We start from the raw sequence: 25,357 nt of genomic DNA, 5'->3' as shown, positions 1-25,357 counted from the left end.
CTGGTGCTCGATTCAGAGGGGGGCAACCGTGGTTCGAGGGTCGAAACGGTTTTGAGTACGAATACGATATGAATAGGTATGTCCGGTGTCGAGAAGCGGAAGGTGGGTGAACGTGGCCAAGTAACGCTCCCCAAGGAGCTTCGGGACAGGCTGGACATCCACGGCGGTGATGACGTCGTGGTCCGGGAGCAAGACGGGCGAATCATCATCGACAAGCCAGTCACGCCAGCAGATCTCGCGGAGGGATATCGGCAGACTGCGACGCGGGCACGCGAACTCGACGAGGAAATGCGCTGGGCCTCACGCGAAGCGAACGAGTATCTGGGCGAGGCTCCCGACTGGTAGCCGATGGTTGTCCACCGGGGAGACGTCGTGATCGTCGCGCTCGATCCGACGGAGGGATCCGAACAACGAGGCACCCGTCCGTGTCTCGTCGTGCAAAACGACGTCGGGAACGAGAACGCGCCAACGACGATCGTGGTTCCGTTCACGACGTCGTTCGGCGACGAACTGTACCCCTTCGAAGTGTTAATGACCGCCGACGAGTGTCCGCTGCGGCAGGATTCGGTTGCACTGTGCAGCCAGATTCGGACGGTGTCGATCACGCACCGCGTCTCGGAGACGATCGGATCCGTTCCCGACGAGCGGATGGAGGAGGTCGACACCGCACTCGAGTACAGTCTCGGCCTACGCGACGTGTGAGTTTCACCCTCGCTATCGACCGGTCCGGTTTGAACGAGACGATCGGTCAATTCAGCGACTAGTATCGTGGAGGGGTCGGGGGAACAGGTGTCGGTGCTCAGCTGACCGCGAGGTGATCGCCGATGTCCGAGCGGATGATCTCGCCGCAGTACTCACAGCGGACGCCGTCCTCGACGACCCCGAACGTCGACTCGACGGGCTCCTCGCCGTTCGTGATGCAGTTGTGGTTCGGACAGCGCAGGAGACCGACGACGCGCTCGGGACGTTCGACGCGGTTCTTCTCGACCACCTCGAACTCGCGGACGATGTTGACGGTCGCCTCCGGCGCGAGCAGCGAGATGATGTCCACCTCGCCCTGTGAGAGCTCCCGGTCCTCCACCTTCACGATGTCCTTCTTCCCGAGCGTGTCCGAGGGGACGTTCATCCCGATGGAGACGCCGAGCCCCTCGTCGCCGTCGATGCCGAGCACCGCGAGCACGTTCAGCGCCTGTCCGCCGGTGACGTGGTCGATGACCGTCCCGTCACGGATCTTCGAGACGCGGAGCTCGTGTTCGCTCATGGCTCACCCCCCTCCCCGGAGAGCAGTTCGTCCAGCAGCGCCATCCGGACCGGGACGCCGTTGTGCGCCTGCCGGAAGTACGTCGCGTGCTCGTTCGCGTCGACGTCCGGCGCGATCTCGTCGACGCGCGGCAGCGGGTGCATCACCGTCAGGTCGTCCCGTGCCGCATCGAGGGTCTCGGCGTCGATCTGGTACTGGCCGGCGACCTTCTGATACTCGTTCTCGTCGGGGAAGCGCTCGCGCTGGATGCGCGTGACGTAGAGCACGTCGAGTTCGGGCAGGACTTCCGCCAGGTCGGTGTGTTCGCGGAGGCGCGCGCCGGCCTCGTGGAGGTCGAACTGGACCCCGCGCGGGAGCTTCAGCGACTCGGGGCTGACGAAGTGCATCCGGGCGTCGAAGGTCGTCAGCGCCTCGGCGAGCGAGTGGACCGTGCGGCCGTACTTCAGGTCGCCCATGATGCCGACCGTGAGGTCGTCGAGCCCGGCGTTCTCCCGCATCGTGTAGAGGTCGAGCAGCGTCTGGCTGGGGTGCTGGCCCGCGCCGTCGCCGGCGTTGACGACCGGGACGTCGACGAACTCCGCGGCGAGCTTCGCGGCGCCCTCGCTCGGGTGCCGGAGGACGATGCCGTCGGCGTACCCCTCGATGACGCGGACGGTGTCCGCGAGCGACTCGCCCTTCTTCACCGAGGAGGACTCGACGGTGCCCATGTCGACGGTGTCGCCGCCGAGCCGCTTCATCGCCGCATCGAAGGACATCTTGGTGCGCGTGCTCGGCTCGAAGAAACACAGCGCGAGCAGCCGGTCGGCGTGGCGCTCCGCGACGCCCGCCGGGTCGGCTGCCATCTCGGCGGCCCGATCCAGCACCGCCTCGATGTCCTCCCGGGTGAGCTGGCCGGCCGAGAGGAGGTGGTCGTGTCGCATCGTTCGAGGGACGGACCGGCGTGGCCTTCAATCGCTCGGGTACGGGTTCGTACCGCCGGGTTGCGGTTTTACATCCTCCTGCTGGTTTCCCGATCCCGGATTTCGAGATTCGAAGCGAGGCTACGAGGAACCGAACCGGCGCGGTGGCGCCGTGAGAGCCGACCCGACCCACCCCGGGTTCGATCGGTCGGGTCGAACGGTGGCAATCCCGCAGATCTCCGCCGATTTCCGCCGATTTCCGCTGACCTCCGCCGACCTCCGCGCACCTCCGCCAACATACATGGTCGTCCACGCGCTCGAATCAGCCATGGCTCTCTCCGACGCGCAGGAAGCGGTCCTGGAGGAACTCGTCTCGACAGTCCCGGCGGACGTCAGGTGGTGCGTGTTCGGGAGCGCGAACCTCGCGCTCCGCGGGCTCGAGGCCGACCCGTCCGACGTCGACGTGCTCACCGCCGAGGCCGGGGCGGCCCGCATCCGCGACGCGCTCGCGGCCGAGTTCGTCGGGACCGGGGAGGTCGGCGTCTCGCAGGTCGACGAGTACCGAATCGGAGGGGTAGAGCTCGAGGTCGTGTACGCCGAGCGCGCGAAGGACCACCAGGAACCGCTCGCCGACCTCGGAACCGTCGAACTCGACCGCGTTCGTGGGGTTCCGATCCTCCCGCCCGACGCGCTCGTCGAGACGTATCGGCGCATGGGGAAGGACGAGACGGCGGCGACGCTCGAGGAGACGTTCTCGGATCGGTCGATGGGGTAGACGAGTCCGCCACGGGAAGCGTCGGGACGCGCGATGACGGGGTGCCGGAACCGACCGTCAACACACCGGCTTCACGTCGATGTCGAGCCCACGCAGCGAGTCCGCGTAGTCGTCGTAGGCCAGTTGCACCACGTACGCCGCCACCATCGCCGCCGATTCCCAGTCCCCGTCGTCCTCCTCGTCGCAGTGCTGGTCCAGATAGTCCAGCCCGCGCTCCAGTTCCTCTTCCGTCTCCGAGCGCAGGTCGCGGAACAGCTCCGCGCGGGACCCGTCGGCCTCGTTCACGAAGTGGCTGACGACCTGGAGGTGGGCCCGGACGCTGACGAGCGGGCGACCGACCAGCCCGGCCGCGACCCGCTCGACCGTGTCGGTCCGCGCGCGGAGGTACGAGTGCATCGTGCCGCCGTTACCGGACTGCGTCCGGTCAGCAGCGGAGGTTTCCTCCGCCCGCTCGTTCGGGTCGTGGTCACCGTCGAGCGCGTCCAGCACGCGGTCGCGGTGGTCGGCCTCGCGGTCGGCGACCCAGCCGAACAGTTCCCGCGCGGCCGGGTCGTTCTCGTTTTCCGCCCACCCGGCGAACGTGACGTGGGCGGCGTGCTCGCTGTCGGCGGCCGCACGCAGGACCGCGTCCGTCGTGAGGTCGGCGTCGGTGAGCGCGACGAGGAACTTGTTCGAGCCGAGCCGGTCCAGTTCGGTCGCCTTCTCCGCCTCGACCCGCTCGCGCAGCGCGGCCGAATCCATGATTGACGGGTTGCGCCTGCGCGGCGTTAACGTTTCCCCGTGCGTGGGCCTACCTGGGGTCATGACCGACGAGACGGAGATCCACCCCGAAGCGCTGGCTCAGCGGCTTCGCGCCGGCGAACGGGTGGCAGTCCTCGACGTGCGGAACCGCGACGAGTACGAAACGTGGCACGTCGAGGGGCGGACCGTCACCGACGCGCTCGTCCCCCACGCGAAGTTCATCGCCGCGAACGCGCGCGGGAATCCCGCCGATCTGATTCCCGACGAACTGGCCGAACTCTCCGGGTCCATCGTCGTCGTCTGCCCCCGCGGAAAGGCGAGCGCGGAGGTCGCCGAAATGCTACGCGAATCGGGGCTCGACGCCGTCAACCTCGCCGGCGGGATGACCGACTGGGCGCGGACGGCCCTCGCCGTGGAACTCGACGCCGGCGAGGCGACCGTCGTCCAGTACCAGCGCCCATCGTCGGGCTGTCTCGCGTACCTCGTCGCCTCCGACGGGGAGGCGGCGATCGTCGACCCGCTGCGGGCGTTCGCGGAGCGGTACGAGCACGACCTCCCGCAGTGGAACGCCGAACTCCGGTACGCGCTCGACACACACGTCCACGCCGACCACGTGAGCGGCGTCCGCGAACTCGGCGACCGCGCCCACGGCGAGGTGGTCCTCCCCGCGGGAGCGTCTGACCGCGGGCTCGCCTTCGACGCGGAGTTCGTCGAGGACGGCGAGGAGCTTCAAGTGGGCGACGTGGCCCTCGAGGCGATCCACGCGCCGGGTCACACGAGCGAACTCACGGCGTTCCGGCTGCGGGACGGCGACGAGGGCGCGGACGTGCTGTTCACCGGCGACGCGCTGTTCCTCCGGAGCGTCGGCCGCCCGGACCTCGAACGGGGCGACGGGGCCGCCCGCGAGTACGCCGAGCGCGGGTACGACACGCTCCACGAGCGCCTGCTCACGCTGCCCGACGGGACCCTCGTCGCGCCGGGCCACTACGCAGATCACGCCGACGCCGTCGACGGGAGCTACGCCGCACCGCTGGGCGACCTCCGCGACATGGACGTGCTGGAACTCGACCGCGCGGCGTTCGTGGAGCGGGTCGCCTCGGACCTCCCGCCGCGACCCTCGAACTACGAGCGGATCATCGCGACGAACCTCGGCCGTGAGTCGATGGACGACGACGACGCCTTCGAGGCGGAGCTCGGCCCGAACAACTGCGCGGTGAGCTAGGAAACGGGGCCGTTTTCACGGCCGATGGCGTCGGGCGACCCATGACCGAAGCGGACGCGATCGACCGAAGCGACGCGCCGGTCACCGCCGACCGGATCGCCGGGGACCTCCGCGCGCTGGGCGTCGACGCCGGCGACGCCGTGCTCGTCCACGCCTCGCTCTCCTCGCTCGGGTGGGTACCCGGCGGCGCGCCAGCCGTCGTCGACGCCCTGCTGGACGTCGTCACCCCCGTCGGCACGCTCGCCATGCCGACCCACTCCACCCAGCTCTCGGACCCGTCGAACTGGGAGAACCCCCCGGTTCCCGACGACTGGATCGCGGAGATCAGGGAGACGATGCCGCCGTACCGCCCGGAACTCACCCCCACCAGGATGATGGGCGCGGTCGCCGAGTGCTTCCGCGACCATCCGGAGGTCGTCCGGAGCCGCCACCCGACCTCCTCGTTTGCGGCGTGGGGAGAGGGGGCCGAGGCCGTCGTCGCCGACCACGCCGTCGACCCGCCGTTCGGCGAGACGTCGCCGCTCGCCCGCCTGTACGATCTGGACGCCTCCGTCCTCCGGCTGGGCGTCGAGGCCAACACGTCGCTCCACCTCGCCGAGCGTCGCGCCGAGTACGACAAGTCGTTCCAGTCCGACGGCGGCCCGATGCTCGTGGACGGCGAGCGGCGCTGGGTGACGTTCGAGACCGTCGCCGGCCCTGACGACTTCCGGGAGATCGAGGCGGCCTACGAACGGGAATACGGGATGGAGCGCGGGAGCGTCGGCGAGGCGACCGCGACGCTCGTGGACCAGCGGCCGCTCGTCGACTTCGGGGTCGAGTGGATGGAAGCGAATCGGTAGGGGTGGAAGTCGGTCCGTTGAAACCGCAGAAAGCGGCCGTGCTCAACAGTCTCGTTCACACAGTCGACAGGGTACTTTGATCGAGAGAAACAGGTGAGGTAGTTCGCCACGTACAGGGGCCCTATCGATGAGCTTTTACTTCATTACGTCGAACAATAGTACAATGGTACGGGACGACGTGGTTTTTCGACTCAATATCATCATCTGGCTCCTGATCGTTCTCCTCGGGGCACAGTTTTGGTCCATTCTCCAAACTACCAGGGGTGCCGGTGTCCTTCTCGTCGAAGGATTTCTCCTCCTCCTTGCCGTCTCTATCCTCGGTATCATCTACTGGGTGTTTCAGTAGCGCACTAACCATACGGAGACCTACCTGACGGCGAGTTCAGCGACGGCAACCTCGAATAGTCGGACATCACGGAACCAGGGGAACGTTCAGTCGTCCGCGGCGGCGCCGTCGGCCCCGTCCAGGTTCGCGGCGTCGTCCTCGATGCTGGGCGGGTACTCGCCCCGATCCAGTTTCAGGTCCGACTGGGGCCGGGCCATGCAGGTGAGCGCGTACTCCTCGGCCTCGGCCTCGGTGAGCCCCCGGGCGACCGCGGCGGCCTGGGCGACCTCGCCCTCGACGATCTCGGCCGAGCAGGCCAGACACATGCCGACCCGGCAGGAGTACTCCTGGGCGATGCCGGCGTCGATGCACGCGCCGAGGATGGTCTCCTTGTCGGACATCTCGAGCGTCTCGCCCGTGCCGACGAACTCGACGGTGTACTCGGTCATCGGCTGAACCGTCGTCGGACGACGCTTAAATTCTTGTCATCGGGGGAGGCCGGACGCGGGTGCACGGACGCCGGTATCGGCCGACTAACTTACCGGACACCGCCCCACGAGCCTCCATGACGGACAGACCGCTCCGGGCGACGATCAGCCTCCGGGGGATCATCCGCGACGGCGGGGGAGACGTGCTCGTCGTCCGCCGGGCGAGCGACGGCGAGTGGGAACTGCCCGGCGGTCGCCTCGACCACGACGAGGATGCGGTCCCCGGACTCGAACGCGAGATCGCCGAGGAGACCGGCCTGACGGTCGACGTCGGGCCGCCGGTGCACGCGACCGCCTGGCGGAACGACGACGACCGCGGCCGCTTCGGCGTCTACTACCCCTGCACCACGGAGGTGCGGACGGTGTCGCTGAGCGGCGAACACGTCGAGTACGCGTGGGACGACGCGGCGACCGCGGCCGATCGGCTGGGCGCCGCGGGGGCGTGTGCGGTGGAGCGAGCGACCGACGACGCGGTCCGGGCGGCCCCCGCGTCGGTGGAACTCCGGTGACGGCGGACTCCCCCGGTCGAGTCGCCGGAACCGGTCGGAAACATCTTCCTACCAAGGATACTCCAGCCACCTCTCCCCCACATGGCGTGTCGCCACGACCGGCGCGAGGTGCTGTCTCTCGGCCCGGAATCGTCCGGCAACAAGTGCCCAGAATCGTCCGGCATCGAGTGTCGTGAGCGCTGTCACGAGGTGCTCGGGAACTCGACCGGCCACTTCTGATCGCCGTCCTCACCGGCCGTCGACCGACCGTCATGGTCGATTCCATCCCGTGCCGACTGAGCCTGCACGTTCCGGCCGCTGCCGCACCTGACCGCCGGCACCCCCATTTATCTCCTCCACCCGAGATGCGCCCCCATGTACGCGAACATCCTCCTGCCGACGGACGGGAGCGACGGCGCGCGGCGTGGCGTCGACGCGGGCCTGCGGCTCGCCGAGGAGCACGACGCGACGGTTCACGCGCTGTTCGTCGTGGACGAGCGGCACGTCACCCGGGAGTACGACCACGTCGTCGAGGACGCGGAACGGCGGGCCGAGGCGGCGCTGGACGACGTCGGCGGGGCGGCCGCCGAGCGGGGCCTCAGCGTCGAAAAGCACGTCCGCTGGGGCGTCCCGCACGCCGAGATCGTCGCGGCGATCGACGCGTACGACGCGGACCTCGTCGTGATGGCCACCCACGGCCGGACGGGCCTCGACAGGCTAGTCAACCTCGGGAGCACGACCGAGCGCGTGGTTCGTGCCGCGCCCGTGCAGGTGCTCACGGTGCCGGTCGAGCGGGGAAGCGACGTCGCCTGAACGGATAGTTTAAGCCGGCGACACTGTGTACGTGACCGACATATTTACGCTCCGCTCGGTCGACGTACGGTCACTACGGATGTCACGAGCGTTCGGCGAGGAGACGATACGGTACTTCACCGCGAGGAGCGCCTACCTCTGGCTCGGCGCGGTGCTGTTTTTCGTCTGTGGCGACCTCGTGACGACGACGATCGGCCTCAGCCTGGACCAGGTCGTCGAGGTCGGACCGGTCGCGGCGTACGTCCTCACCCACGGCTACGTGCCGCTGGTCGTCCTCAAAGGACTCACCGTCGCGCTCTGTGTGGGGCTCTGGCGGCTGACGCCCCGTCCACACCGCGTCGGCGTCCCGCTCGGGCTGGCGACCCTCGGCGTTCTGGTCACCGTCTGGAACACCTGGATCCTGTTCGTCGCGTCGACGTGAGCCGCCGGCGCCACGGAGGGCCGCCACGTCCACGTGCGGTCGGTCGCCTGCACCCGCCCCCGTCGAGTACCGACAGCCATAACCTGGCCCGTCCGTTGCGTGCTGGTGACATCACTCGGCCAGTCCGCGCCGTTCCCGGCACGACTCCACCGAGCGGCGGAGGCGGGCTGCTCGGGGCGAACTCCGGCCCAACAGGAGGAGACACATGAACCTGCGCTCACTGGTCGGCTACGTCCTCACCGCGTGCGTGGCACTGGTCGTCCTGTCGCTGTTTCTCGGGCAGGTCCTCGGCCAGCCGGTCCTGCTCGGCTACGTCGAGACCGGGAGCATGGCCCCGACCATGGATCCGGGCGACGGGTTCGTCGCCGTCCCGATGGCGATCGCCGGCCCGGTCGAGCCCGGCAACGTCATCGTGTTCGAGGCACAGGAGCTGCACGGGGGTGGTCTCACGACCCACCGCGTGGTGGGCGAGACGGACGCCGGCTACGTCACCAGGGGCGACGCGAACCCGGTCACCGACCAGGACGGCGTCGAGCCGCCCGTCGGCGAGGACCAGGTGGTCGCCAAGGCGCTCCAGGTCGGCGGCGAGGTGGTCGTCCTGCCGGGGCTGGGCACGCTCGTCACCGGCGTCAACGACGTGCTCACCGGGTTCCAGCAGCAGCTCGCGATCCTGCTCGGGACGCGTGCGGTGCTCGGCACCCAGGGGCTCTCCTATCTCCTGTTCGCGATCGGCACGGTCGCGTACGTCCTCACGGAGCTGTTCGGCTCCCCGCGGACCCAGCGACGCCGGAGCAACGGACGGCGCAAGACGGGGTCCGTCGACGCACGTGCGGTCATCCTCGTGCTCGCGGTCGTCCTCGTCACCGTCATCACCGCGAGCATGGTCGTCCCCGGCGGCCAGCAGCAGTTCGACGTGGTGAGCTCCCAGAGCGACTCAGGGCGGCAGGGAGTGATCCCGGCCGGCGAGTCGGAGAACCTCACCTACACCGTCCCGAGCAACGGCATCGTCCCGGTCGTCGTGTTCTTCGAGCCGACGAGCGAGGGGATCAGCGTCTCGCCCGAGAGCATGTCGATCGCCGCCAACAGCCGGGCGAACGCCACGGTCACGCTGCAGGCGCCGCCGGAGACGGGGTACTACCGGCGCTCCTTCCACGAACACCGGTATCTCGCGGTGCTGCCGACGTCGACGATCGAGACCCTGTACCGGCTCCACCCCTGGGCCCCGATCGTCGTGATCGACGCGCTCGTCGCCGTCGGGTTCGTCGCGCTCGCGGCCGCACTCGTGGGCTGGGGGCCGATCAGGCTGGACGCGGGGTCGCGGGACGTGTCGGCGCTCGATTGGCTCCGGCGAAAGCTCCGGTAAGCGGCCCCCGGGACGGCCGGATCGGGGAAAACATCCCCAGTCGGTACTGCCGTTCGAGCAGGCGAAACCGCGCCGAACTCACACGTCGAACCAGTCGGTGATGTCCTCGTCACCCGTCGTGTAGTAGTGGACGACGTCGCCCTCGATGACGGCGTAGGCGTCGAGTTCGTCGTCGTAGATGACCCGCTTGCCGGAGTCGATGCCGATGTCGACGAGGTCCTCGAGCGAGTCGGTCCGGGTGTACTCCTTCCCGGTTTTCGTCGGGATCTCGCCGTCGGAGATCCACTCCTCGAACCGCGCTCGGGCGACCGTCGTCCCGAGCGCGCTTTCGTCGATCGACTGTGACCGGTTCCAGACTGCCCCGGCCAGCACCAGCGCCACCAGGCCGGCGGCCGCGAGCCCCCCGGCGAGCGGCAGGTTGGGCGGTTCGGTGACCTGTCGGGTCACGGTCCTGCTGTGGGGCTGGGACGCGGAGAGGTCCGACCCGAGCCAGTAGGCGCGGTCGGTCAGGACGACCGGCGCCTCCGCGGTGAGCGACCCGGAGTACAGGTCCGATTCGTACGTGACGTTCACCACCAGCCGCGTGTCCAGCGTGCCGACGGTGCCGATGGCGGCCCGTTTCTCGTTGAGCGCCGCGCGGACCGCCGACATGTTCACCGTGGCGTTCGTCCGGAGCGAACCGTCCGACACCGTCACGGAGTCGGCACCGAGGAGCCGCCGCGACTCCCAGAACTGCTGTCCCTCCCTGGCCGCCCGCGTCCTGAGCGTCAGTCGCTGGGTGACCTCCACCTCCCGGTCGGCCGGCACGCTCGTCTCGACGGCGACGGTGAGGTTCGGCGACGCGGCGAAGAAGTACGCCGGCATGTCCACGAGCCGTTCGTTCGCCTCGTACAGCGTCGTGTTCCCGGTGACGACCGCGCTCGTCCGGCCGCTCGTCGCGTACTGCTGCCGGTCGACCTCCTCGGAGACCTGCTCGGTCGACGAGTCGGTGTACTCCACGGCGGCACCCCCCAGTCCGGCGAGCCCGGCCAGCAGCAGGACGACGACGACGGCCGTCCCGTACTGGTGCAGGTACCGGTCGACGCGCTCGCTACTCGACATCGGGGTGGAACGGTCGCTCTCCGTCCGTCCGGCAGTTCGACCGACCGGCCCGACCCGGTCGAGGACCGGCCGGCCGCGGAGTTGCCGGCAGGGACTGACCCGCGAGCACCGGGTTCAGGCTGGTTGCAGACGTGCCCATCGGTTCGACGTACCCGTCCCTTACCTCTCGGAGACAAAACAATTTCGACGCCGGTCGCCGTCCGGGCCGGGGTGGCTTCCCCGCGGAACCCGTTCCCGGGAGGCTCGTCCGTGAGACGGTCGGCGGCGTCGCGGCCGCTCGCGGCAACGAACGGATGGCACACTGTTTAAGTTCCCGTGAGACCGAGTAGTGATGTCTTACTGCCATGGGCCGACGGGACCGGAACCGACCATCACGGGGGCGCGACGGTGGCCGCAGTGGCTACTCCCGCCGAAAGCTGATGGGCGCGGGCATGGTCCTGTTCGGCGCAGCGGGCCTGGCGACGAACACGCGGGCGTTCTCGCAGGTCACGTCGAATCGAGGGGCGGACGTCGGCGTCGCGTCCGACGAGGACGCGCTCCTGGGGCTCGACGTCGTGCCGTCCGTCGAGAGCGGCTCGGGCCCCACGCGGCTCGTGACGGCGACGAACAACGCGAACGTCGACCTCGACGTGTCGGTGTCGCTGGACGACCCGTCGCAGGGGTCGCTCAGCCCGCAGTCGGTCGTCCTCGCGCCCGGCGAGTCGGCCTCCTTCGAGGTCGACCTCGCGGCGAACGGGCCGACCGGGGTCGACGCGCTCCCGTTCACCATCGACGCGACGAACGGGGGAGTCCTCTCGATCACGCAGACGCGACGGGTCGACGTGGACTCGGTGGGCGTCCTCAGGCGGGTCCTCGAGGACCTCACGCGGGACACGAACGCCGAGTACGAGCTCTCCTACCGGGTCGAGGGCGTCGAGTCGTTCGGCTCCATCGAGGTCGAGTTCGTCGCGGGATCGAAATCGTGGGCGACCGAGTCTCGGTCGAGCACGGAGTCGGCGGGGGTGCTCACGTACTGGCACGGCGGGACTGAGGGAACCCCGTACGACGTCGTCATCGAGGTGTTCGACGCGTCGGACGAACTGGTCCTGACCGAGACGATCGAGGACGTTGCCGACGGCGAGGACCCGGCAGGGAACGACGATCTGAGCAGGCCGACGAGTCCGACCCTGGAGTGGTTCACCGTCTCGGACGCCACCGAGAACGACAACACGGAGTTCACCGTCGAGTACGAGGTCGCGGACCTGGCGGAGTACCAGTCGGTCAGGATCACGTTCGAGCACACGGACCCGGACAAGCACTGGGCGACCGAGACGAAGACGGTCACCAGCGCGCCGACCGGGACGGCGACCTACACGCGGGGCGGGACGGAGGGCGACACGTATACCGTCATCGTGGAGGTCGTCGACGACGACGGCCTCGTGGTGGATTCGGACACGAAGACCGTCGTCGCGGGCGAGGGTGACGAGGAGGACGACGGCGGCGACGGCGATGACGAAGAGGGAGGAGCGGGCGAGGATGGTGACGACGGAGACGATGGCGACGACGACCACGACAGTGAAGACGAGGAGGAAGACGACGATGGCGATGACGAAGACGACGACGAAGACGATGAGGATGGTGACGACGATGAGGACGAAGACGACGACGACTGAAGACGTCCCGGTTTTTCAGCCCCGTCCGCACGTATCCGACCCCGTTCGTCAGGGTACCAGTTACGCCGGGTTCGCCGGGCAGGCGGCCCGGTACGAGAGGGTCGTTACCGGAACTCCTCGCGTGCGTCGACGGGCTCGCCGCCGTCGGTCGCAACCGGCGCCCGCCGGTCGACTCGGAACGTGGAACCGCTGAACGTGGCGACGTTGTCGGCCGCATCCACCGCGCGGACGCTCACCGAGTAGTCCCGCCCGAGGTCGCCGGGACCGTCGGCGGACAGCCCGACGCCCGGGATCCGCTCGGGCGACGCGCTGTACACGTCCGGGCGTGCCGGCTCGATCCGCTTTCTGGCCAGTTCGTTCCCGTCACCGTCACACAGCGCGAGGTCGATCCGGTCCAGATCGCCGGTCGGATCCTCGACGCGGAGGTGGCCGACCTCGAACAGTCCCAGCCGGCGGTTCCAGGAGGGGTTCTCGAACGCCGTAACGCGTGGACCGTCGTCCCCGGAACGGCGGCCCAGAAGCGCCAGCACCCACCGGAGGTCGACCGAACTGGCCCAGTAGACGGTTCCGAGCAGCCCGGCGACGATCCCGAAGAGCGCGAGCCACGTCCCGACCGGGAAGCTCTCGCCGACGACGGCGAGTTGTCCGCCCCCGCCGCCGGCACCCGGCGCGCCGACGAGGAACGTCTCCTCGGTCGTGCTGTTCGCGCCGAACTCGTCCTGGACCGTCACACGCACGGTCCGTTCGACCCCGGTGAACGTGTAGTTCAGGGCCTCGCCCGTCCGCTCGGTTCCGTTCGGGAGGTGCCACGTGACGGTGTGGTTCCCGTACCGGTTCGAGACGTTCGCGCGGAGCGGAACGGGCTCGCCGACCGAGACGTTCGCGGGCGAATCGAGCGTGACGGTGGGCCGGTCGTTGGCGAGGATCCGGTAGTTCGTGGTGTCCTGGTCCCCGTTCGCGTCCCGCACGGTGAGCGAGACGTTGTAGAAGCCCGGCTCGTCGAACGTCGACCGGAGCTGCTCCTTCGAGACGGCCGTGCCGTTCGGGAGCCGCCACTCGTATGTGACCCCCGGGCTCCGGAACACGGCGAACGGGCTGAAGCCGTCGGTTCTGGCCTCCAGCACGACGGAGCCGTCCGCCGTCGAAACCACGCGGGTCCCGAGGAGCTGCCACCCGCTGTCGGTGCGGTGACCGATGCGTGCGGCCTCGGGCGGCGTTCCTTCGAGCTTGTCACGGGCGACACGCATGCGGACGGTCGCCGGCTGATTCTCCCGGCCCGGGGGTGCCGTGATGTCCACGACCTTCACGATCCGGCGGTCCGAGTCGACGTCGGCAACCGTATCGACGGTCGAGCGCGTCCCGGTGAGCGTGATCGGCTCCCCCGCGGTGGTTACGGCGTCGACGGTGACGTTGTCGATCCGGCGCGTCCGACCGTCCGTTCCGTCACCGCCGGCTGAGCCGCCCGCCGAGTCGTCCGGCGAGATGACCGCCTGTGGGCGCGGGTCCGGATCGGTCGTGTTCCCGTCGAGCGTGTCCGGGTCCATCGCCCGAACGGTGACGTTGCGGTCCGGGGACCCCTCCTCGAACTCGACCTCGACGTCCGAATCGTTGGCCTGGTCGAGTGGCGGCGCTTCGGTGGGCTGTTCGGTCGGCACGGGCGTTGCCGGCGCGGCGCCGGAATCCCCGTCACCACCGCCTCCCGAACCGCCGTCCGAACCGTTCTCGGGCGGCTCCGTCGGATCGGCGGCGGCCGCGTGAAGCGTGATCGAATCGAGAAGCAGGTCTCCGGCGGCGGTGTCCTCGCCGCGGGTGTCGATGCGGATGCCGACGGCGACCGCGGCACCCTCCACCAGCGTCACGTTGTGATCCGCGCCCGCGATGGGCTCGCCGGTCGAACTGTCGACCAGCGTGACCGCCGGGGAGCCCTCGTGGGTGAGCCAGACGCGCTGTGCCGTCTCACCCCGATTCTCGATCCGGACGACGTCCGCGATGACGGTCTCGCCGCCGTCGTTGACGCCGGGGTCCCGGAGGTCGATCGAGAGGTTGCCGTCCTCGCCGACGGTCGCGTACTCGCCGTTCGGCCCGTCCGACGGGGTGAGAACCACGTCGTTCTCGGCCCAGAGGTCGTCCACGGCGAGCGCGCCGCTCACGGCGGCCCCGGTCGGGACGACGAGTCCCACGAGGACGAGGGCGAGGACCGCGGCGTTGAAGCTGTGGAGTTTCATTTCGTGCGTTTTGGACCAGTTGCTCGTCGACGGACGAGAAGGTCGAGCTGGGGCCGTTTCTGTCTGAACTCGAGCTACTACCCGCGCAATCTACGGCCGAAGGAGGTAGTTTAGGCTGTCTCCTCAGCGTCGGCGACGATGGTAAAGTCCACGTTGAAGTCGTTTCCGTCCCCGTCAGTGATTATTTCCATCCCAACACTGACAGAGTCACCTGGTCCAAGCTCTGTGCCATTGATGCTGCTATCGTCGTTCCCATCAAAGAAGGCGAACGAATCCGCATCGGAGTCGTTCTGCACTCCGATGTCGATAATGACGTTCTGGCTCCCCTGGTTCGTGATGTTGAACACATGGTTTACCTCGGTCGTGGCGTTCTGGTTTAGGCCCGATGCGCCTGCATCCGTGTCGAAATTAAGCGTCAGCTCTCCACCGTTCTGCCCACCGTCAGTGGTTGCGTACGTGCTGTTACCTTGTAACTGGAGCAACGCGCTCGAGTCGCCAGCAACGTTCACCGTGGCAGTCCGTTCCGCACTCACCGTCGTAAACGCGCCCGACGCGGTGACGAGGCCGATTGCAGCGAACACCGCGAGCAGCGCGAACAGTTTTCCTTTGGGTCTCATTGTATCGTGATCTCCTTGTTGGTTATCGCCCACACACGCCAGCACGTCCGTGCTGGCACGGCGAGGCTTACTCAGCCGTACACCACCCACCCCCTTTGTAAGACCTCCCTACTTTCCGGTTAGGACCTCCTAAACCGGGTTAAACGGGTCGTTAAGCCACTCGATTCGGTTCGGTCGCGATCGGTCCACGTCCGTCGAACACGTACGAACGGCAACCTTTACGGCACGATACGACCGACTCGCGGGCACGAAACCTCTTCGACGTCTGCAATGTCCCTCGATCAACCTGACTCCACGCGCCAGGAACCACTCGCGGAAACCGCGCTGTACAGCGCGCTCTCGGACACCAGGCGTCGGTACGCCCTGCACCACCTGAAACAGCGGAACGAACCCGTCTCGGTCCAGGAACTCGCCGAACAGGTGGCCGCCTGGGAGAACGGGAAGTCGATCGAGGCGCTCACCTCCCAGGAGCGAAAGCGGGTGTACATCTCGCTTTACCAGTCCCATCTGTCGACGATGGACAAACAGGGGCTCGTCGAGTACGATTCGGAGGCCGGAACCGTCGAGCTGAGCGACTCGATGAGCGGCGTGGACCTCTATCTGGAGGTCGTCCCGAAGGAGAGCATCCCGTGGAGCATCTTCTACGCCGGACTCACCCTGGCGAACGCCGTCCTGCTCGGGCTCGCGTGGTACGAGGTCAGACCGTTCGACGCGCTCCCGGACCTCGCGTGGGGCGGCGTCGTGCTGGTCTCCTTCGGCGTGTCCGCGTTCGTCCAGCTCTACTACAGCCGGCAGATGCGGATCGGCGACGACGGTCCGCCGCCGGAGCTGCGGACGGACGACTGACCGGCGGTCCTCGGACTCCTCGATGGGCAAAGGTCCGGACGGCGGCGCGGGCTCTCCATCTCAGTCGGAACCCGACTCGACGACAAGCTCGCCCCCCTCGGTCACGCGTGCCACGGTGTCGAACAGCGTCCTGAACACCGCGACGGTCTGGTCGTCGTGTGCGTCCGGGTAGAGGTGATAGTGGGCGGTCGCGTCCAGCGAGTCGACGCGCCCCTGGAGGACGTGGACGAACCGGAACAGCCGCTGGGGGTCCGTGTACTGGAGCAGCTCCGTCAGCGAGTGGAGACAGAGCCTCGACTGCCCCGGGCTGTCACTCCACTCCTTGAGCAGTTTGTTGATCTTGATCCCGAGCCTGGTGAGATCCGAGGCGTCCGAGAGCGTCTCCGTCCGGATCGTCCCCGACCCGGCGTTCGCCGTGGTGACCGACGAGCGCGTCGCGCCCCGGGTCCGTTCGCCCACGCTGAGCACGCACAGGTTGGCCGGCTGTTCGTCCGTGTATCGCCGCCACGTGTTCCAGCGTTCGGTCGCGGTGCGGGTCAGCGTCACGAAGAGGACGTTCTCGGGGGTCGTGGTGCCGCTACTGAGCAGGTTCGTACAGTGCCGGTCGTGATCGGCTCCCGTGAGCGGACCGAGCACCAGCACGTTCGACTCGTCGCCGACGTCGGTCGTCGGGTCGGTCGGCGGCGAGGTGCGGTCGTCCCCGGACTGGACCCACTCGAACGAGTCCCCGGCCGCCGTCCCGGAGTCGCTCAGGTTCAAACTGGGTACAGGCGAGGACTCCTTCCGGGACCGGTTCGAGACTGAGTCGGCAAGCTCCGCGAGCGAGGCCCTCGTCTCGTCCTCGCTGCCCACACCGTCCGTGGAGTCGTCACCTGACATGGGAGGAGCCTCCTGACCGGTTCGACGTCGATCCGCGTCCGTCCCGTCCGGGTCGGGGGGAGTCCGTACCGGCCCGACCCGGCCCGGCGACGCTCGTGGGGGGAACGAACCGCCCCGCGGCGGAGCTACACATTGCGGACGGGGACGTCTCACTCATCGGTCGTTTCGGACGGCGACGGGTCACTCGCGTCCGAATTACCGGTGCCGTTCCCTCCGTCGGGAGCGTCCTCCCGCGTCGAGTCCGTTCCGTCGAGGTCGACGTCGGGCGGGGTCAGTTCACCGTCGTCGTCCCGTCGTCCCCGCACTCGCCGGGTCGAGTGCCCGGATCGGTCCGGTCCGGCCGGGCCGGCGGCCGTCTCCAGCGTCGCGGAGCCGAACCAGCCCGTCTTCGGCGTCACGTCGACGATCGGCGACGAGCAGTGGGGACACCGCGGTTCGACGAGCAGGCCGAGTTCGACGCGGCCGTCACAGTCCGCACACGTCGCCCCGTCGATCCCGTGTTCGGCCGCGCTCCGCATGAGGTCGGCGAGTTCCTGCTGGCCGGTCTGGCCTTCCCGGATTACGTCGAGTTCGCGTTCGAGCTTCCGATCCAGGCGCTCCAGCCGGTCGTCGAACTCGTTCGTCCGCTCGACCAGGTAACGGAGCACCTCCTCGACGTGCGTGAGGTCCTCGGTGAGGTTTCCACGGACCTCCCGCTGTTCGTCCTCGACGGCCTCGACGCGCTCGGTGAGCGATCGAACGGCCGACTCGACCGCGGCGACGGATGCTTCCTGCTCCTCTTCCATCCTCGCGGCCGCCTCCGAGAGTCGCTCTCTCGTGGCGGCCAGCGACTCGGCCTGCTCGTCCTGCCGGTCCGCCAGGCGGTCGACCTCCCACGTGAGCGACGCGAGTTCGCGCCCGAGCGTGTCCATCCGGCGGGTCACGTCCGCGTCCCGCTCGCCGCCCTCGGGCGACGATGACGGGTCGGCCGTCGGCAGGTCGGCCTCGGACAGGACCGATTCGACCGTCTCCCGAAGCTCGTCGAGGGGAACGTCCGCGGGGTCGCCGGAGGACGCCACCTCCTCGGCCGAGGAACGGTCCGGAGCCGAACCCACGTCGAGGTCGGCGCCCGTCGCGCGGCTTTCGAGGAGCTCCTCGAGCTCGTCCAGGACCCAGTAGGAGGACATCATCCGATCCAGCACCGCGCCCTCGGAGGAGTCACGCGAGTCCGCGACGCGTGTCAGCCACTCCTCGAACGTGTCGATGTCTAGCTCGGGGTCGGCCGACGCTTCGTCCTCTGACATGGTCTCCGGGGAAAGTATACGCGAAGTCGGGGACGTGTTTATTTAATGGTAATGGTCCTTCCAGGCGGTTGATGCTAATTTACCGCACATCCCGGTAAATACAGGCTTCAGTGGCTGGGACGCCTGAAACCCTCGAAGGGTCGTGCCGAAACCGTCCGAGCGGCGAGAGCGCGCTCGGCTCGGTCCAGACGGGGCGTCGACGCCCGGTCCGAACGGCTACCTACGTCCCCTCGAACTCGGGGTCGCGCTTCTCGCGGAACGCCTCGATGCCCTCGGCGTGATCGCGCGAGGCGAACACCGCGGACTGTGCGCCGGCCTCGTGCTCGACCGCCTCGGCCAGCGACGCGAACTCCGCGTTCAGGAGGCGCTTCGAGGTCCGCAGCGCGACCGTGGGGCCCGAGGCGAGCTCCGCGACGAGCGCCTCCGCGCGCTCCTCGAACTCGCCGTCCGGGTGGACGTGGTTGACGACGCCGAGTTCCGCCGCGCGCTCGGCGTCGAGCAGTTCGCCCGTGAACACGAGTTCCTTCGCGACGTTCGCGCCCACGAGCTTCGGCAGCAGGTACGACGTTCCGGAGTCGACCGCGAGACCGACGTTCCTGAACCCGAACCCGATCCTCGCGCCCTCGTGCATCACCTGCACGTCGCACGCGATGGCGAGGTTGCCGCCCGCGCCGAACGCCGGGCCGTCCACCTTCGCGACCGTCGGGAACTCGCAGTCGTGGACGCGCTCGATGCAGCGGCCCGTGTCCTGAACGATGTGTCGGACCGCGTCGTCCAGCGGCTCATCGCCCTCGTGGCGCTCCAGCATCGCAGCGACGTCGCCGCCGGCCGAGAACGCCGGCCCTTCGCCCTCGATGACGACACAGCGGGCGTCGCCGCCCTCCAGCTCCTCGAGCGCGGCCATGATCCCGTGGGTCACCTCGACCGAGAGCGCGTTTCGGCGGTCGGGGTCCGCGAGGACGACGCGCGCGATGCCCGTCTCGTCGTCGGTTTCGAGGCGGACGGCGTCGGTGCCGGTCGCACCCGCATCGCTCGCACCGGTGCCCGTGGCGTCGCCCGGGTCGCCCGCGCCGTCGCCGCCGTCGGTCCGAACCGGGTCGGCGGGGTCGCTCTCGTCGCTCATTCGCCCCGGAGCTCGAACTTCTGGACCTTCCCGGTCGTGGTCCGCGGGAGTTCCTCGACGAACTCCACCTCACGCGGGTGCTTGTACTCGGCGAGGTTGTCGAGACAGAACTGCCGGAGCTCGTCGGCGGTGACGTCCGCGTCGGGCGTCGTGACGACGAACGCCTTCACCGTCTCGCCGCGCCGGTCGTCCGGAATCCCCACGACGGCGACGTCGGCGACCGCCTCGTGTTCGAACAGCAGCTCCTCGACCTCGCGCGGGTAGACGTTGTAGCCCGCGGTGTTGATCATGTGCTTCTCCCGGTCGACGACGTAGAAGAAGCCGTCCTCGTCGTGGTAGCCGACGTCGCCGGTGTGGAACCAGCGCTTCCCGTCGGCGTGGGTGAACACCGCCTCGTTCGCCTCCGGCCGGTCGTGGTACCCCTTCATGACGTTCGGGCCGGCGACGACGACCTCGCCCGTGATCTCGTCCAGGTCGACCTCGTCCTCGTCCACGGGCCCCTCCGCGACGGGGGGGACGTCCTCGAACTCGGGCGTGACGATCCGGGAGTCGACGCCGGGCAGCGTCCGGCCGATGGAGCCGACCCGGCGCCCCTCGTCGGGGCTGTTGAAGTGTGTGACCGGGCTCGTCTCGGTGAGCCCGTACCCCTCGTACACCTTCACGTCGAACAGCTCCTCGAAGCGTCGGAGCACCTCGATCGGGATGCCCGCGCCGCCGACGCCGCACATCCGGAGCGAGGAGAGGTGCCGGTCCTCGACGTCCGGCTGGTTGATGACGTCGTTGTACATCGCCGGCACGCCGTGCATCATCGTCAGCTCGGCGGACTCGATGAGGTCCAGCGACTCCTGGGCGTCCCACGAGGGGAGCGGGTAGTACGCGCCGCCGGCGAACAGCGTCGCGTTCATCACGACGGTCATGCCGTAGATGTGGAACAGCGGGAGCACCCCGAGCAGCTTGTCGTCCGGCCGGAGCCCGCCCGCCGGGAGCGTCTGTGACATCTCGGCGTTCGACCGCAGGTTCTCGTGGGTGAGCAGGACGCCCTTCGGCTGGCCGGTCGTCCCCGAGGTGTACGGCTGGCAGGCGACGTCGTCGTCCGCCCGCCCGACCGTCTCGAACGCGGGCGACCCGCAGAACTCGTCGAACGTGACCCCGCCCTCGGTCTCCCCGCCGACCGTGACGAGGTGCTCGACGCCGGTCTCCTCGCGGACCTCCTCGACGAACGGCGCGAGGTCCGCGAGCGCGACGACGACGTCTGCCTCCGAGTCCGAGAGCAGGTGTTCGATCTCGCGGGCCTTGTACTGCGGGTTCATCGGCACGACGACCCCGCCCGCCCGGAGCGTCCCGTGGAAGCCGATCACGAACTGGGGCAGGTTCGGGAGGTAGAGCCCGACCCGGTTGCCGGGTTCGACGCCGGCCTCGGCCAGCCCGGACGCGAACGCGCCGATCTGGCCCCACAGTTCCCGGTAGGGAACGTCCTGTCCTCGGAAGCTGACCGCCGTCCCGTCGCCGTGCTCCTCGGCGGCCGCGGCGACGTTATTGACAAGATTGACCATGACAGATTATCGCAACGGGGGGTTTCCGCTAAAGTCTTTCCCGCACGCGAATCGGACGTACCGTCGGCCGATTGCGACCGCGCCGCCGACCGGTTGCGACCGCCCAGTCCGCCCGGCGTGACCCCGGATCCGACGTCATGACGCTCGGCTCCGATCCGGCGGAGTGAAACCCCCTCCCCTCCTACGCGAGCCCGATGGGTACCCCCGAAGCGGAACCGACGACACGGCGCAGTTTCCTCCGGGCGCTGGGAGCGACGGGCGTGGCCGGGAGCGCCGCGCTCGCCGGCTGTTCGAGCAGTTCCGGAGCCGAGGGCGACGAGGGACCGTACGGCGGCTGGCTCGCGAACACCGGCGGCTTCGAGGGCGAGGCGGCCGACCGCACCGGCCAGTCCGAGGTCGCCGTCGAGGTCGGTGCGGGCGACGGGTTCGCGTTCTCCCCCGCCGCAGTCCGCGTCTCGACCGACACGACCGTCGTCTGGGAGTGGACGGGCAGGGGCAGCCAGCACAACGTCGTGGCCGAAAACGACGACTACGAGAGCCCGTACTACCGGGCGGGCGACGCGACGTGGGAACGCGAGTTCGTCGAGGCCGGCGTCTCGAAGTACTTCTGTTCGCCACACCGGAACGTCGGGATGAAGGGCGTCATCGAGGTCGTCTAGGGGTAGTGATCCGCACGGCGGACCGATAGCGCCGACGCGCCAGGAGTCGTCGATCAGCGCAGTTCGTCGAAGGCGTCGCCCGCGAGCCCCGGCCCAGCGGGGACCCGAATCCGACCGTCCTCCACCGGAACCGGGTCGTGCGCGACGTCCTCGGCGAGCAGGTCGGCGGTGGCGAGCCCGTGGGTGCGCTCGCCGCCGCCCGGCACCGCGGCGGCGACGTGGACCGCGGCGGTCCGGGCGACGGCGGCGTCGATGGTCGTGGTGACGACCGGAGCAACGCCCTGCGAGTCGAGGTGCCGGGCGAGCGCCGCCGTCGCCCCCGGCCCGCCCTGGGCCATCGGCTTCAGGACGGCCACGTCCGCGTACTCGGGGATCGGTCGGGGCCACTCCCCGGCCGCGTTCACCGACTCGTCCAGCGCGAGGTCGACCCCCCGTCCCCGGAGGGCGGCCAGGTCCTCGTGCGCGTCCGCCGGGACCGGCTGTTCGACGTACTCGAAACCCAGGTCGGCGAGCGCGTCCATCGCGCGTTCGGCCGCCGCCAGGGACCATGCGCCGTTGGCGTCCGCCCTGAGCGACGCGTCGTCGCCGACGGCCGCCCGGACGGCCCGCAGGCGGTCGAGGTCGGCGTCGAGGTCACGGGCGCCGACCTTGCACTTGAGACAGTCGAAGCCGGCCTCGACGGCCGACGTCGCCGCCGAGACCGTCTCCGCGACCGACCCGTCGCCGACGGTGGCGTTGGCGGGAACCGTTTCGGCCGGGTCGGCGTCGATCGCGGCCCGTTCCGCCAGTTCCGACGCCAGCGGAACGCCCTCGACTCGTGCCTCGGCGTCGGCGGTGGCGAGCGTGACCGCGTGGCGGGCGGCCGGCGGGAGGTCCTCGATCAGGCGGTCGTCGAGCGGGTGGGCCTCGAGCGGGACGTCCCCGCCCCCTCGGAGCGTTTCCTGGACGTCCGAGAGCGCGGCCCGACACGTCTCGCCGTCCTCGGTCCAGGGCGGGAGCGGAGCGGCCTCGCCGACGCCGCGAACGGGGTCGCCGTCCGCCGTCTCGGCCGCTAGCGTGAGGATCGTGACGTCTCGCGTGGCTAGCTCGCCGGTCGCGGTGCCCAGCGGCGACCGCAGCGGGAGCGAGAATTCGCGGAGCCGTGCGTCGAACGCCGGCATCTCAGATCGCCAGCCCGAGCCCGAACAGCGCGGAGAACGCGGCGAGCAGTTTGCCGTTCCGTTCGAGCGCCGGGTTCAGCGCCTCCCCCGACGTCTCCGTGAGCATCGTTCGCGTGAGGAGCGCGGCGTACGGCAGGGTCAGGAGGGGGAGCAGCGTGGCGAGGCTCCCGGTCGTGACCGCGAAGACGACCGGGATAGTGTACGCCATCCCGAGCAGGAGCAGGAACTGGACGCGCGAGGGGCCGTAGCCGAACCGGACCGCGAGCGTACGCTTGCCCGTCGTCTCGTCCTCCTCCCTGTCGCGGACGTTGTTCACGACGAGGACGTCGGTGGCCAGGGCGGCGACGGGGAGCGAGGCGACGACGGCTGCGAGCGGGACGAGTTCGGGCCGGGGGACGAGCGTGAGGACGTCGACGCCGAGTTCGGCGGCGGCCTGGACGTAGTAGGTGCCCGTGACCGCGACGAGGCCGAAGAAGACGAAGACGAAGAGGTCGCCGAGGCCGTGGTAGCCGAGCGGGTACGGGCCCCCGGTGTAGGCGACGCCCGCGGCGACCGACAGCAGGCCCACGACGACGATGGGCAGGCCGCCGACGGAGACGAGGTACGTGCCGACGAGGATCGCGGCCGCGAACGTGAGCCACATCGCGCGCTTGACCGCGGCCGGGTCGATGAGGCCGCCGGCGGTCGCGCGGGTGAACCCCTCGCGCTCCTCGGTGTCGGCGCCCTGGACGGCGTCGTAGTAGTCGTTGGCGAAGTTCGTCCCGATCTGGATCAACAGCGCGCCGACCAGCGCGACGGCCGCCGGGAGCGGCGCGAACACGCCGGCGTCGAGCGCGAGGCCGGTGCCGACGAGGACCGGCGAGAGCGCGATGGGCAACGTCTGCGGGCGCGCGGCCATGAGCCACGCCCGCCGCGCGGAGACGTCCCGGGTCGATGTGTTCATTGCCTGTGGTCGGCGTGCCGGGACGGTGAAAGTTCGGGTTCTGTCCGGGCCCGGGGGCGCTCGCCAGCGGGTGCAGCCGTCGCCGCCACCGGTAGTTTCTCGCCCGCGCTCGCCGACGTTCGAGCAACCAGTGTCCCCGTTCAGTCGCGCCGTCGGGAGGGTGCCCCGCGAGACGGCGCTCGTCGTCGGCCTCGTCAGCGGCTCGCACGTCGTGAACCACATGTACCTCGTGCTGTTCCCGCCCATCCTCGGCGTCCTCGCAGCCGACTTCGACGTGACCCTGGCGCAACTCGGCCTCGCGCTCGGCGTGCAGGCGTTCGTCAACACCGCCTTCCAGCTCCCGTACGGCCACCTCGCGGACACGCGGGACCGGACGCTCGCGCTGGGACTCTGTCTCGGCCTCGGCTCGCTCGGCGTCCTCGTCATCGCCGGCGCCCCGACGTTCGAGTGGGTCGTCGCGGGCCAGGCGCTCATCGGCCTCGGCGTCGCCGGCCACCACCCCTCGCACTTCCCGCTGCTGGCGGACGCGACGCCGGAATCGAGCCGCGCCCGGGCGTTCAGCATCCACGGCTTCGCGGGCAACCTCGGGTTCGCGGCACCGCCGGTGCTCATCACCGCGGTGATCGCGCTCCCGGGATTGACCTGGCGCGACGCGTTCGCGCTCATCGGCGGCGGCGGCCTCGTGCTGGGGCTGCTCTGTGTCCTCGCCATCCGCCTGTTCGTCCCGGCGTCGGTCCGACGACCGCACCGGGACGCCGGCGACGCAGCGGGCGACGCGACCGTGCGCTCACCCGTCGAACGGGTCCGCAGGGGGGTCGACTCGATGCTCGCCTCGCCAGGCATCGTCGGCCTCGGGGCGTTCGCGCTCGTCGCCTCGACGGTGATGTGGGGCGTGACGACGTACGTCGTCGTGCTGCTGACCGACGGCTACGGGCTGGGGTCGGGGACGGCGAACCTCGCGCTCTCGGCGTCGTTCGTCGTCGGCGCCGGGTTCGTGCTGCTGGGCGGCGACCTCACCGACCGGTTCAGGCCGGCTCCCATCCTCGTCGGGAGCTACCTCCTGGTCACGGCGTTCGTGTTCGCGCTCGGGTCGATGGTGATCCCGCCGCTGGCCGCGGCGGTCTTCGCGGTCCTCGCCGGGAGCGCCGGGAGCCTGGCGATGCCCGCGCGGGACAAACTCGCGGACGCGCTCTCGGCGCGGGGCAACGTGGGGCGGAACTTCGCGGTCATCACGGTCGGCATCATGATCGGCAACACCCTCGCCGCGCCCGTGTTCGGCGCGCTCATCGAGTGGCAGGGGCTCCGGACGACGTTCCTCGCCATCGGCGCGGTCGCGGTCCTCTGTGTCGCCATGGTCGGCGTCCTAGTGAGCAGGTTCGATCCCGATACCGCGGAGGCCACGGCCGCGTAACGGCGACATGCGGTGCTGTGGCGATGCGGTGGTGGTTGCGGTGCTGTGGCGATGCGGTGGTGGTTGCGGTGCGGAGGCGGAGCGGATGCGGTTGCGGTGCTGTGCGGAGGCGGGCGCACGAGGTCACCCACCGTGAGGGAGAGAGGCGTGGCGAAGCCACGCCGACCGAGCGAGCGGCGTTTTTGGCATGAACGGGTTTTTCGGGGGTCTGGCCGCAGCGCGTCGGCTTCGCCGACGCGCGAGGACATGCCCCCCGAAAAAGAGGTTCGT

General features: G+C 69.4%; 27 protein-coding genes. 14 read left to right on the top strand and 13 right to left on the bottom strand.

Annotation, left to right across the window (positions count from 1 at the left end):
- Positions 1-78: 78 nt before the first annotated feature.
- Together RJT50_RS05395 and RJT50_RS05390 are read left to right on the top strand one after the other, a co-directional pair.
- Complete coding sequence (locus tag RJT50_RS05395) at positions 79-345, top strand: AbrB/MazE/SpoVT family DNA-binding domain-containing protein (RefSeq protein ID WP_313694798.1); 267 nt, start codon at positions 79-81, stop codon at positions 343-345.
- A gap of 3 nt (positions 346-348) precedes the next feature.
- On the top strand, positions 349-702 hold the full coding sequence (locus RJT50_RS05390) for a type II toxin-antitoxin system PemK/MazF family toxin (RefSeq protein WP_313694795.1): 354 nt from the start codon (positions 349-351) through the stop codon (positions 700-702).
- 97 nt (positions 703-799) lie between these two features.
- Here the strand turns inward: RJT50_RS05390 and pyrI are convergent, their stop codons facing one another.
- Both pyrI and pyrB read right to left on the bottom strand, forming a co-directional pair.
- A complete protein-coding gene (pyrI, locus tag RJT50_RS05385) occupies positions 800-1,261 on the bottom strand; it encodes an aspartate carbamoyltransferase regulatory subunit (RefSeq protein ID WP_313694793.1) in 462 nt (153 codons plus the stop codon).
- Positions 1,258-2,181, bottom strand: coding sequence for an aspartate carbamoyltransferase (pyrB, locus tag RJT50_RS05380; RefSeq protein ID WP_313694792.1), 924 nt, complete (start codon positions 2,179-2,181; stop codon positions 1,258-1,260). Before pyrB ends, pyrI begins: the two co-directional genes overlap by 4 nt.
- A gap of 307 nt (positions 2,182-2,488) precedes the next feature.
- Here pyrB and RJT50_RS05375 point away from each other — a divergent pair, with 307 nt between their 5' ends.
- Complete coding sequence (locus RJT50_RS05375) at positions 2,489-2,935, top strand: nucleotidyltransferase family protein (RefSeq protein WP_313694791.1); 447 nt, start codon at positions 2,489-2,491, stop codon at positions 2,933-2,935.
- A gap of 57 nt (positions 2,936-2,992) precedes the next feature.
- Here the strand turns inward: RJT50_RS05375 and RJT50_RS05370 are convergent, their stop codons facing one another.
- Positions 2,993-3,676 carry a ferritin family protein gene (locus tag RJT50_RS05370; protein WP_313694790.1) on the bottom strand — a complete coding sequence of 228 codons (684 nt, stop codon included), beginning with the start codon at positions 3,674-3,676 and terminating at the stop codon, positions 2,993-2,995.
- 61 nt (positions 3,677-3,737) lie between these two features.
- Between RJT50_RS05370 and RJT50_RS05365 the strand changes: the two genes are divergently transcribed.
- The 3 genes from RJT50_RS05365 to RJT50_RS05355 all read left to right on the top strand — a co-directional run bounded on the left by RJT50_RS05365 (position 3,738) and on the right by RJT50_RS05355 (position 6,083).
- Positions 3,738-4,898, top strand: a complete 1,161-nt coding sequence (locus tag RJT50_RS05365) for an MBL fold metallo-hydrolase (RefSeq protein WP_425499708.1) — start codon at positions 3,738-3,740, stop codon at positions 4,896-4,898.
- 41 nt (positions 4,899-4,939) lie between these two features.
- Positions 4,940-5,737, top strand: a complete 798-nt coding sequence (locus RJT50_RS05360; RefSeq protein WP_313694788.1) for an AAC(3) family N-acetyltransferase — start codon at positions 4,940-4,942, stop codon at positions 5,735-5,737.
- A 163-nt stretch (positions 5,738-5,900) separates the two neighbouring features.
- Positions 5,901-6,083 (top strand): hypothetical protein, encoded by a 183-nt coding sequence (locus RJT50_RS05355; RefSeq protein WP_313694786.1) that lies wholly within the window; start codon positions 5,901-5,903, stop codon positions 6,081-6,083.
- An 86-nt stretch (positions 6,084-6,169) separates the two neighbouring features.
- On the opposite strand, the gene RJT50_RS05350 is transcribed toward RJT50_RS05355, so the two are convergent.
- The gene (locus RJT50_RS05350) at positions 6,170-6,511 is read right to left on the bottom strand and encodes a 2Fe-2S iron-sulfur cluster-binding protein (protein WP_313694784.1); all 342 of its coding nucleotides are present in this window, start codon (positions 6,509-6,511) and stop codon (positions 6,170-6,172) included.
- Positions 6,512-6,627: 116 nt separating this feature from the next.
- Between RJT50_RS05350 and RJT50_RS05345 the strand changes: the two genes are divergently transcribed.
- The 4 genes from RJT50_RS05345 to RJT50_RS05330 all read left to right on the top strand — a co-directional run bounded on the left by RJT50_RS05345 (position 6,628) and on the right by RJT50_RS05330 (position 9,635).
- Positions 6,628-7,059, top strand: a complete 432-nt coding sequence (locus RJT50_RS05345; protein WP_313694781.1) for an NUDIX hydrolase — start codon at positions 6,628-6,630, stop codon at positions 7,057-7,059.
- Positions 7,060-7,413: 354 nt separating this feature from the next.
- Positions 7,414-7,851 (top strand): universal stress protein, encoded by a 438-nt coding sequence (locus tag RJT50_RS05340; protein WP_313694778.1) that lies wholly within the window; start codon positions 7,414-7,416, stop codon positions 7,849-7,851.
- A gap of 79 nt (positions 7,852-7,930) precedes the next feature.
- The gene (locus RJT50_RS05335) at positions 7,931-8,272 is read left to right on the top strand and encodes a DUF5658 family protein (protein WP_313694776.1); all 342 of its coding nucleotides are present in this window, start codon (positions 7,931-7,933) and stop codon (positions 8,270-8,272) included.
- Positions 8,273-8,477: 205 nt separating this feature from the next.
- Positions 8,478-9,635: a S24/S26 family peptidase gene (locus RJT50_RS05330; protein WP_313694773.1), complete on the top strand. Its 1,158-nt coding sequence runs from the start codon at positions 8,478-8,480 to the stop codon at positions 9,633-9,635.
- 78 nt (positions 9,636-9,713) lie between these two features.
- Here RJT50_RS05330 and RJT50_RS05325 read toward each other — a convergent pair whose 3' ends face one another.
- Entirely contained in the window at positions 9,714-10,736 is a 1,023-nt protein-coding gene (locus tag RJT50_RS05325) for a DUF5305 family protein (RefSeq protein WP_313694770.1), read from the bottom strand.
- Between the two features lie 431 nt (positions 10,737-11,167).
- On the opposite strand from RJT50_RS05325, the gene RJT50_RS05320 reads away from it, so the two are divergent.
- Positions 11,168-12,388, top strand: coding sequence for a hypothetical protein (locus RJT50_RS05320; RefSeq protein ID WP_313694768.1), 1,221 nt, complete (start codon positions 11,168-11,170; stop codon positions 12,386-12,388).
- A 104-nt stretch (positions 12,389-12,492) separates the two neighbouring features.
- Here RJT50_RS05320 and RJT50_RS05315 read toward each other — a convergent pair whose 3' ends face one another.
- Both RJT50_RS05315 and RJT50_RS05310 read right to left on the bottom strand, forming a co-directional pair.
- Positions 12,493-14,613, bottom strand: a complete 2,121-nt coding sequence (locus RJT50_RS05315; RefSeq protein WP_313694766.1) for a PKD domain-containing protein — start codon at positions 14,611-14,613, stop codon at positions 12,493-12,495.
- A 110-nt stretch (positions 14,614-14,723) separates the two neighbouring features.
- The gene (locus RJT50_RS05310) at positions 14,724-15,230 is read right to left on the bottom strand and encodes a hypothetical protein (RefSeq protein ID WP_313694763.1); all 507 of its coding nucleotides are present in this window, start codon (positions 15,228-15,230) and stop codon (positions 14,724-14,726) included.
- Between the two features lie 270 nt (positions 15,231-15,500).
- Here RJT50_RS05310 and RJT50_RS05305 point away from each other — a divergent pair, with 270 nt between their 5' ends.
- Positions 15,501-16,076 (top strand): DUF7344 domain-containing protein, encoded by a 576-nt coding sequence (locus RJT50_RS05305; protein ID WP_313694761.1) that lies wholly within the window; start codon positions 15,501-15,503, stop codon positions 16,074-16,076.
- A 60-nt stretch (positions 16,077-16,136) separates the two neighbouring features.
- Here the strand turns inward: RJT50_RS05305 and RJT50_RS05300 are convergent, their stop codons facing one another.
- From RJT50_RS05300 to RJT50_RS05285, 4 genes are all read right to left on the bottom strand, one after another.
- A complete protein-coding gene (locus RJT50_RS05300; RefSeq protein ID WP_313694760.1) occupies positions 16,137-16,955 on the bottom strand; it encodes a DUF7504 family protein in 819 nt (272 codons plus the stop codon).
- Between the two features lie 149 nt (positions 16,956-17,104).
- On the bottom strand, positions 17,105-18,238 hold the full coding sequence (locus RJT50_RS05295; RefSeq protein WP_313694758.1) for a hypothetical protein: 1,134 nt from the start codon (positions 18,236-18,238) through the stop codon (positions 17,105-17,107).
- Between the two features lie 220 nt (positions 18,239-18,458).
- A complete protein-coding gene (locus RJT50_RS05290) occupies positions 18,459-19,361 on the bottom strand; it encodes an enoyl-CoA hydratase/isomerase family protein (protein WP_313694757.1) in 903 nt (300 codons plus the stop codon).
- Positions 19,358-20,914 carry a long-chain-fatty-acid--CoA ligase gene (locus tag RJT50_RS05285; RefSeq protein WP_313694754.1) on the bottom strand — a complete coding sequence of 519 codons (1,557 nt, stop codon included), beginning with the start codon at positions 20,912-20,914 and terminating at the stop codon, positions 19,358-19,360. The genes RJT50_RS05290 and RJT50_RS05285 overlap by 4 nt, the downstream gene beginning before the upstream one ends.
- A 194-nt stretch (positions 20,915-21,108) precedes the next feature.
- Between RJT50_RS05285 and RJT50_RS05280 the strand changes: the two genes are divergently transcribed.
- On the top strand, positions 21,109-21,573 hold the full coding sequence (locus RJT50_RS05280; RefSeq protein ID WP_313694752.1) for a halocyanin domain-containing protein: 465 nt from the start codon (positions 21,109-21,111) through the stop codon (positions 21,571-21,573).
- 53 nt (positions 21,574-21,626) lie between these two features.
- Here the strand turns inward: RJT50_RS05280 and RJT50_RS05275 are convergent, their stop codons facing one another.
- On the bottom strand, positions 21,627-22,733 hold the full coding sequence (locus RJT50_RS05275) for a mandelate racemase/muconate lactonizing enzyme family protein (protein WP_313694750.1): 1,107 nt from the start codon (positions 22,731-22,733) through the stop codon (positions 21,627-21,629).
- 1 nt (position 22,734) lies between these two features.
- On the bottom strand, positions 22,735-23,676 hold the full coding sequence (locus RJT50_RS05270) for a 1,4-dihydroxy-2-naphthoate polyprenyltransferase (protein WP_313694748.1): 942 nt from the start codon (positions 23,674-23,676) through the stop codon (positions 22,735-22,737).
- Between the two features lie 130 nt (positions 23,677-23,806).
- Here RJT50_RS05270 and RJT50_RS05265 point away from each other — a divergent pair, with 130 nt between their 5' ends.
- Positions 23,807-25,087, top strand: a complete 1,281-nt coding sequence (locus RJT50_RS05265; RefSeq protein ID WP_313694746.1) for an MFS transporter — start codon at positions 23,807-23,809, stop codon at positions 25,085-25,087.
- Positions 25,088-25,357 lie beyond the last annotated feature (270 nt).

The sequence above is a fragment of the Halobaculum sp. XH14 genome, assembly GCF_032116555.1.
In the GTDB taxonomy this organism is placed as follows: domain Archaea; phylum Halobacteriota; class Halobacteria; order Halobacteriales; family Haloferacaceae; genus Halorarum; species Halorarum halobium.
Note: the sequence above shows the minus strand (reverse complement) of the source record. Positions and strands in the feature narration are given on the sequence as shown.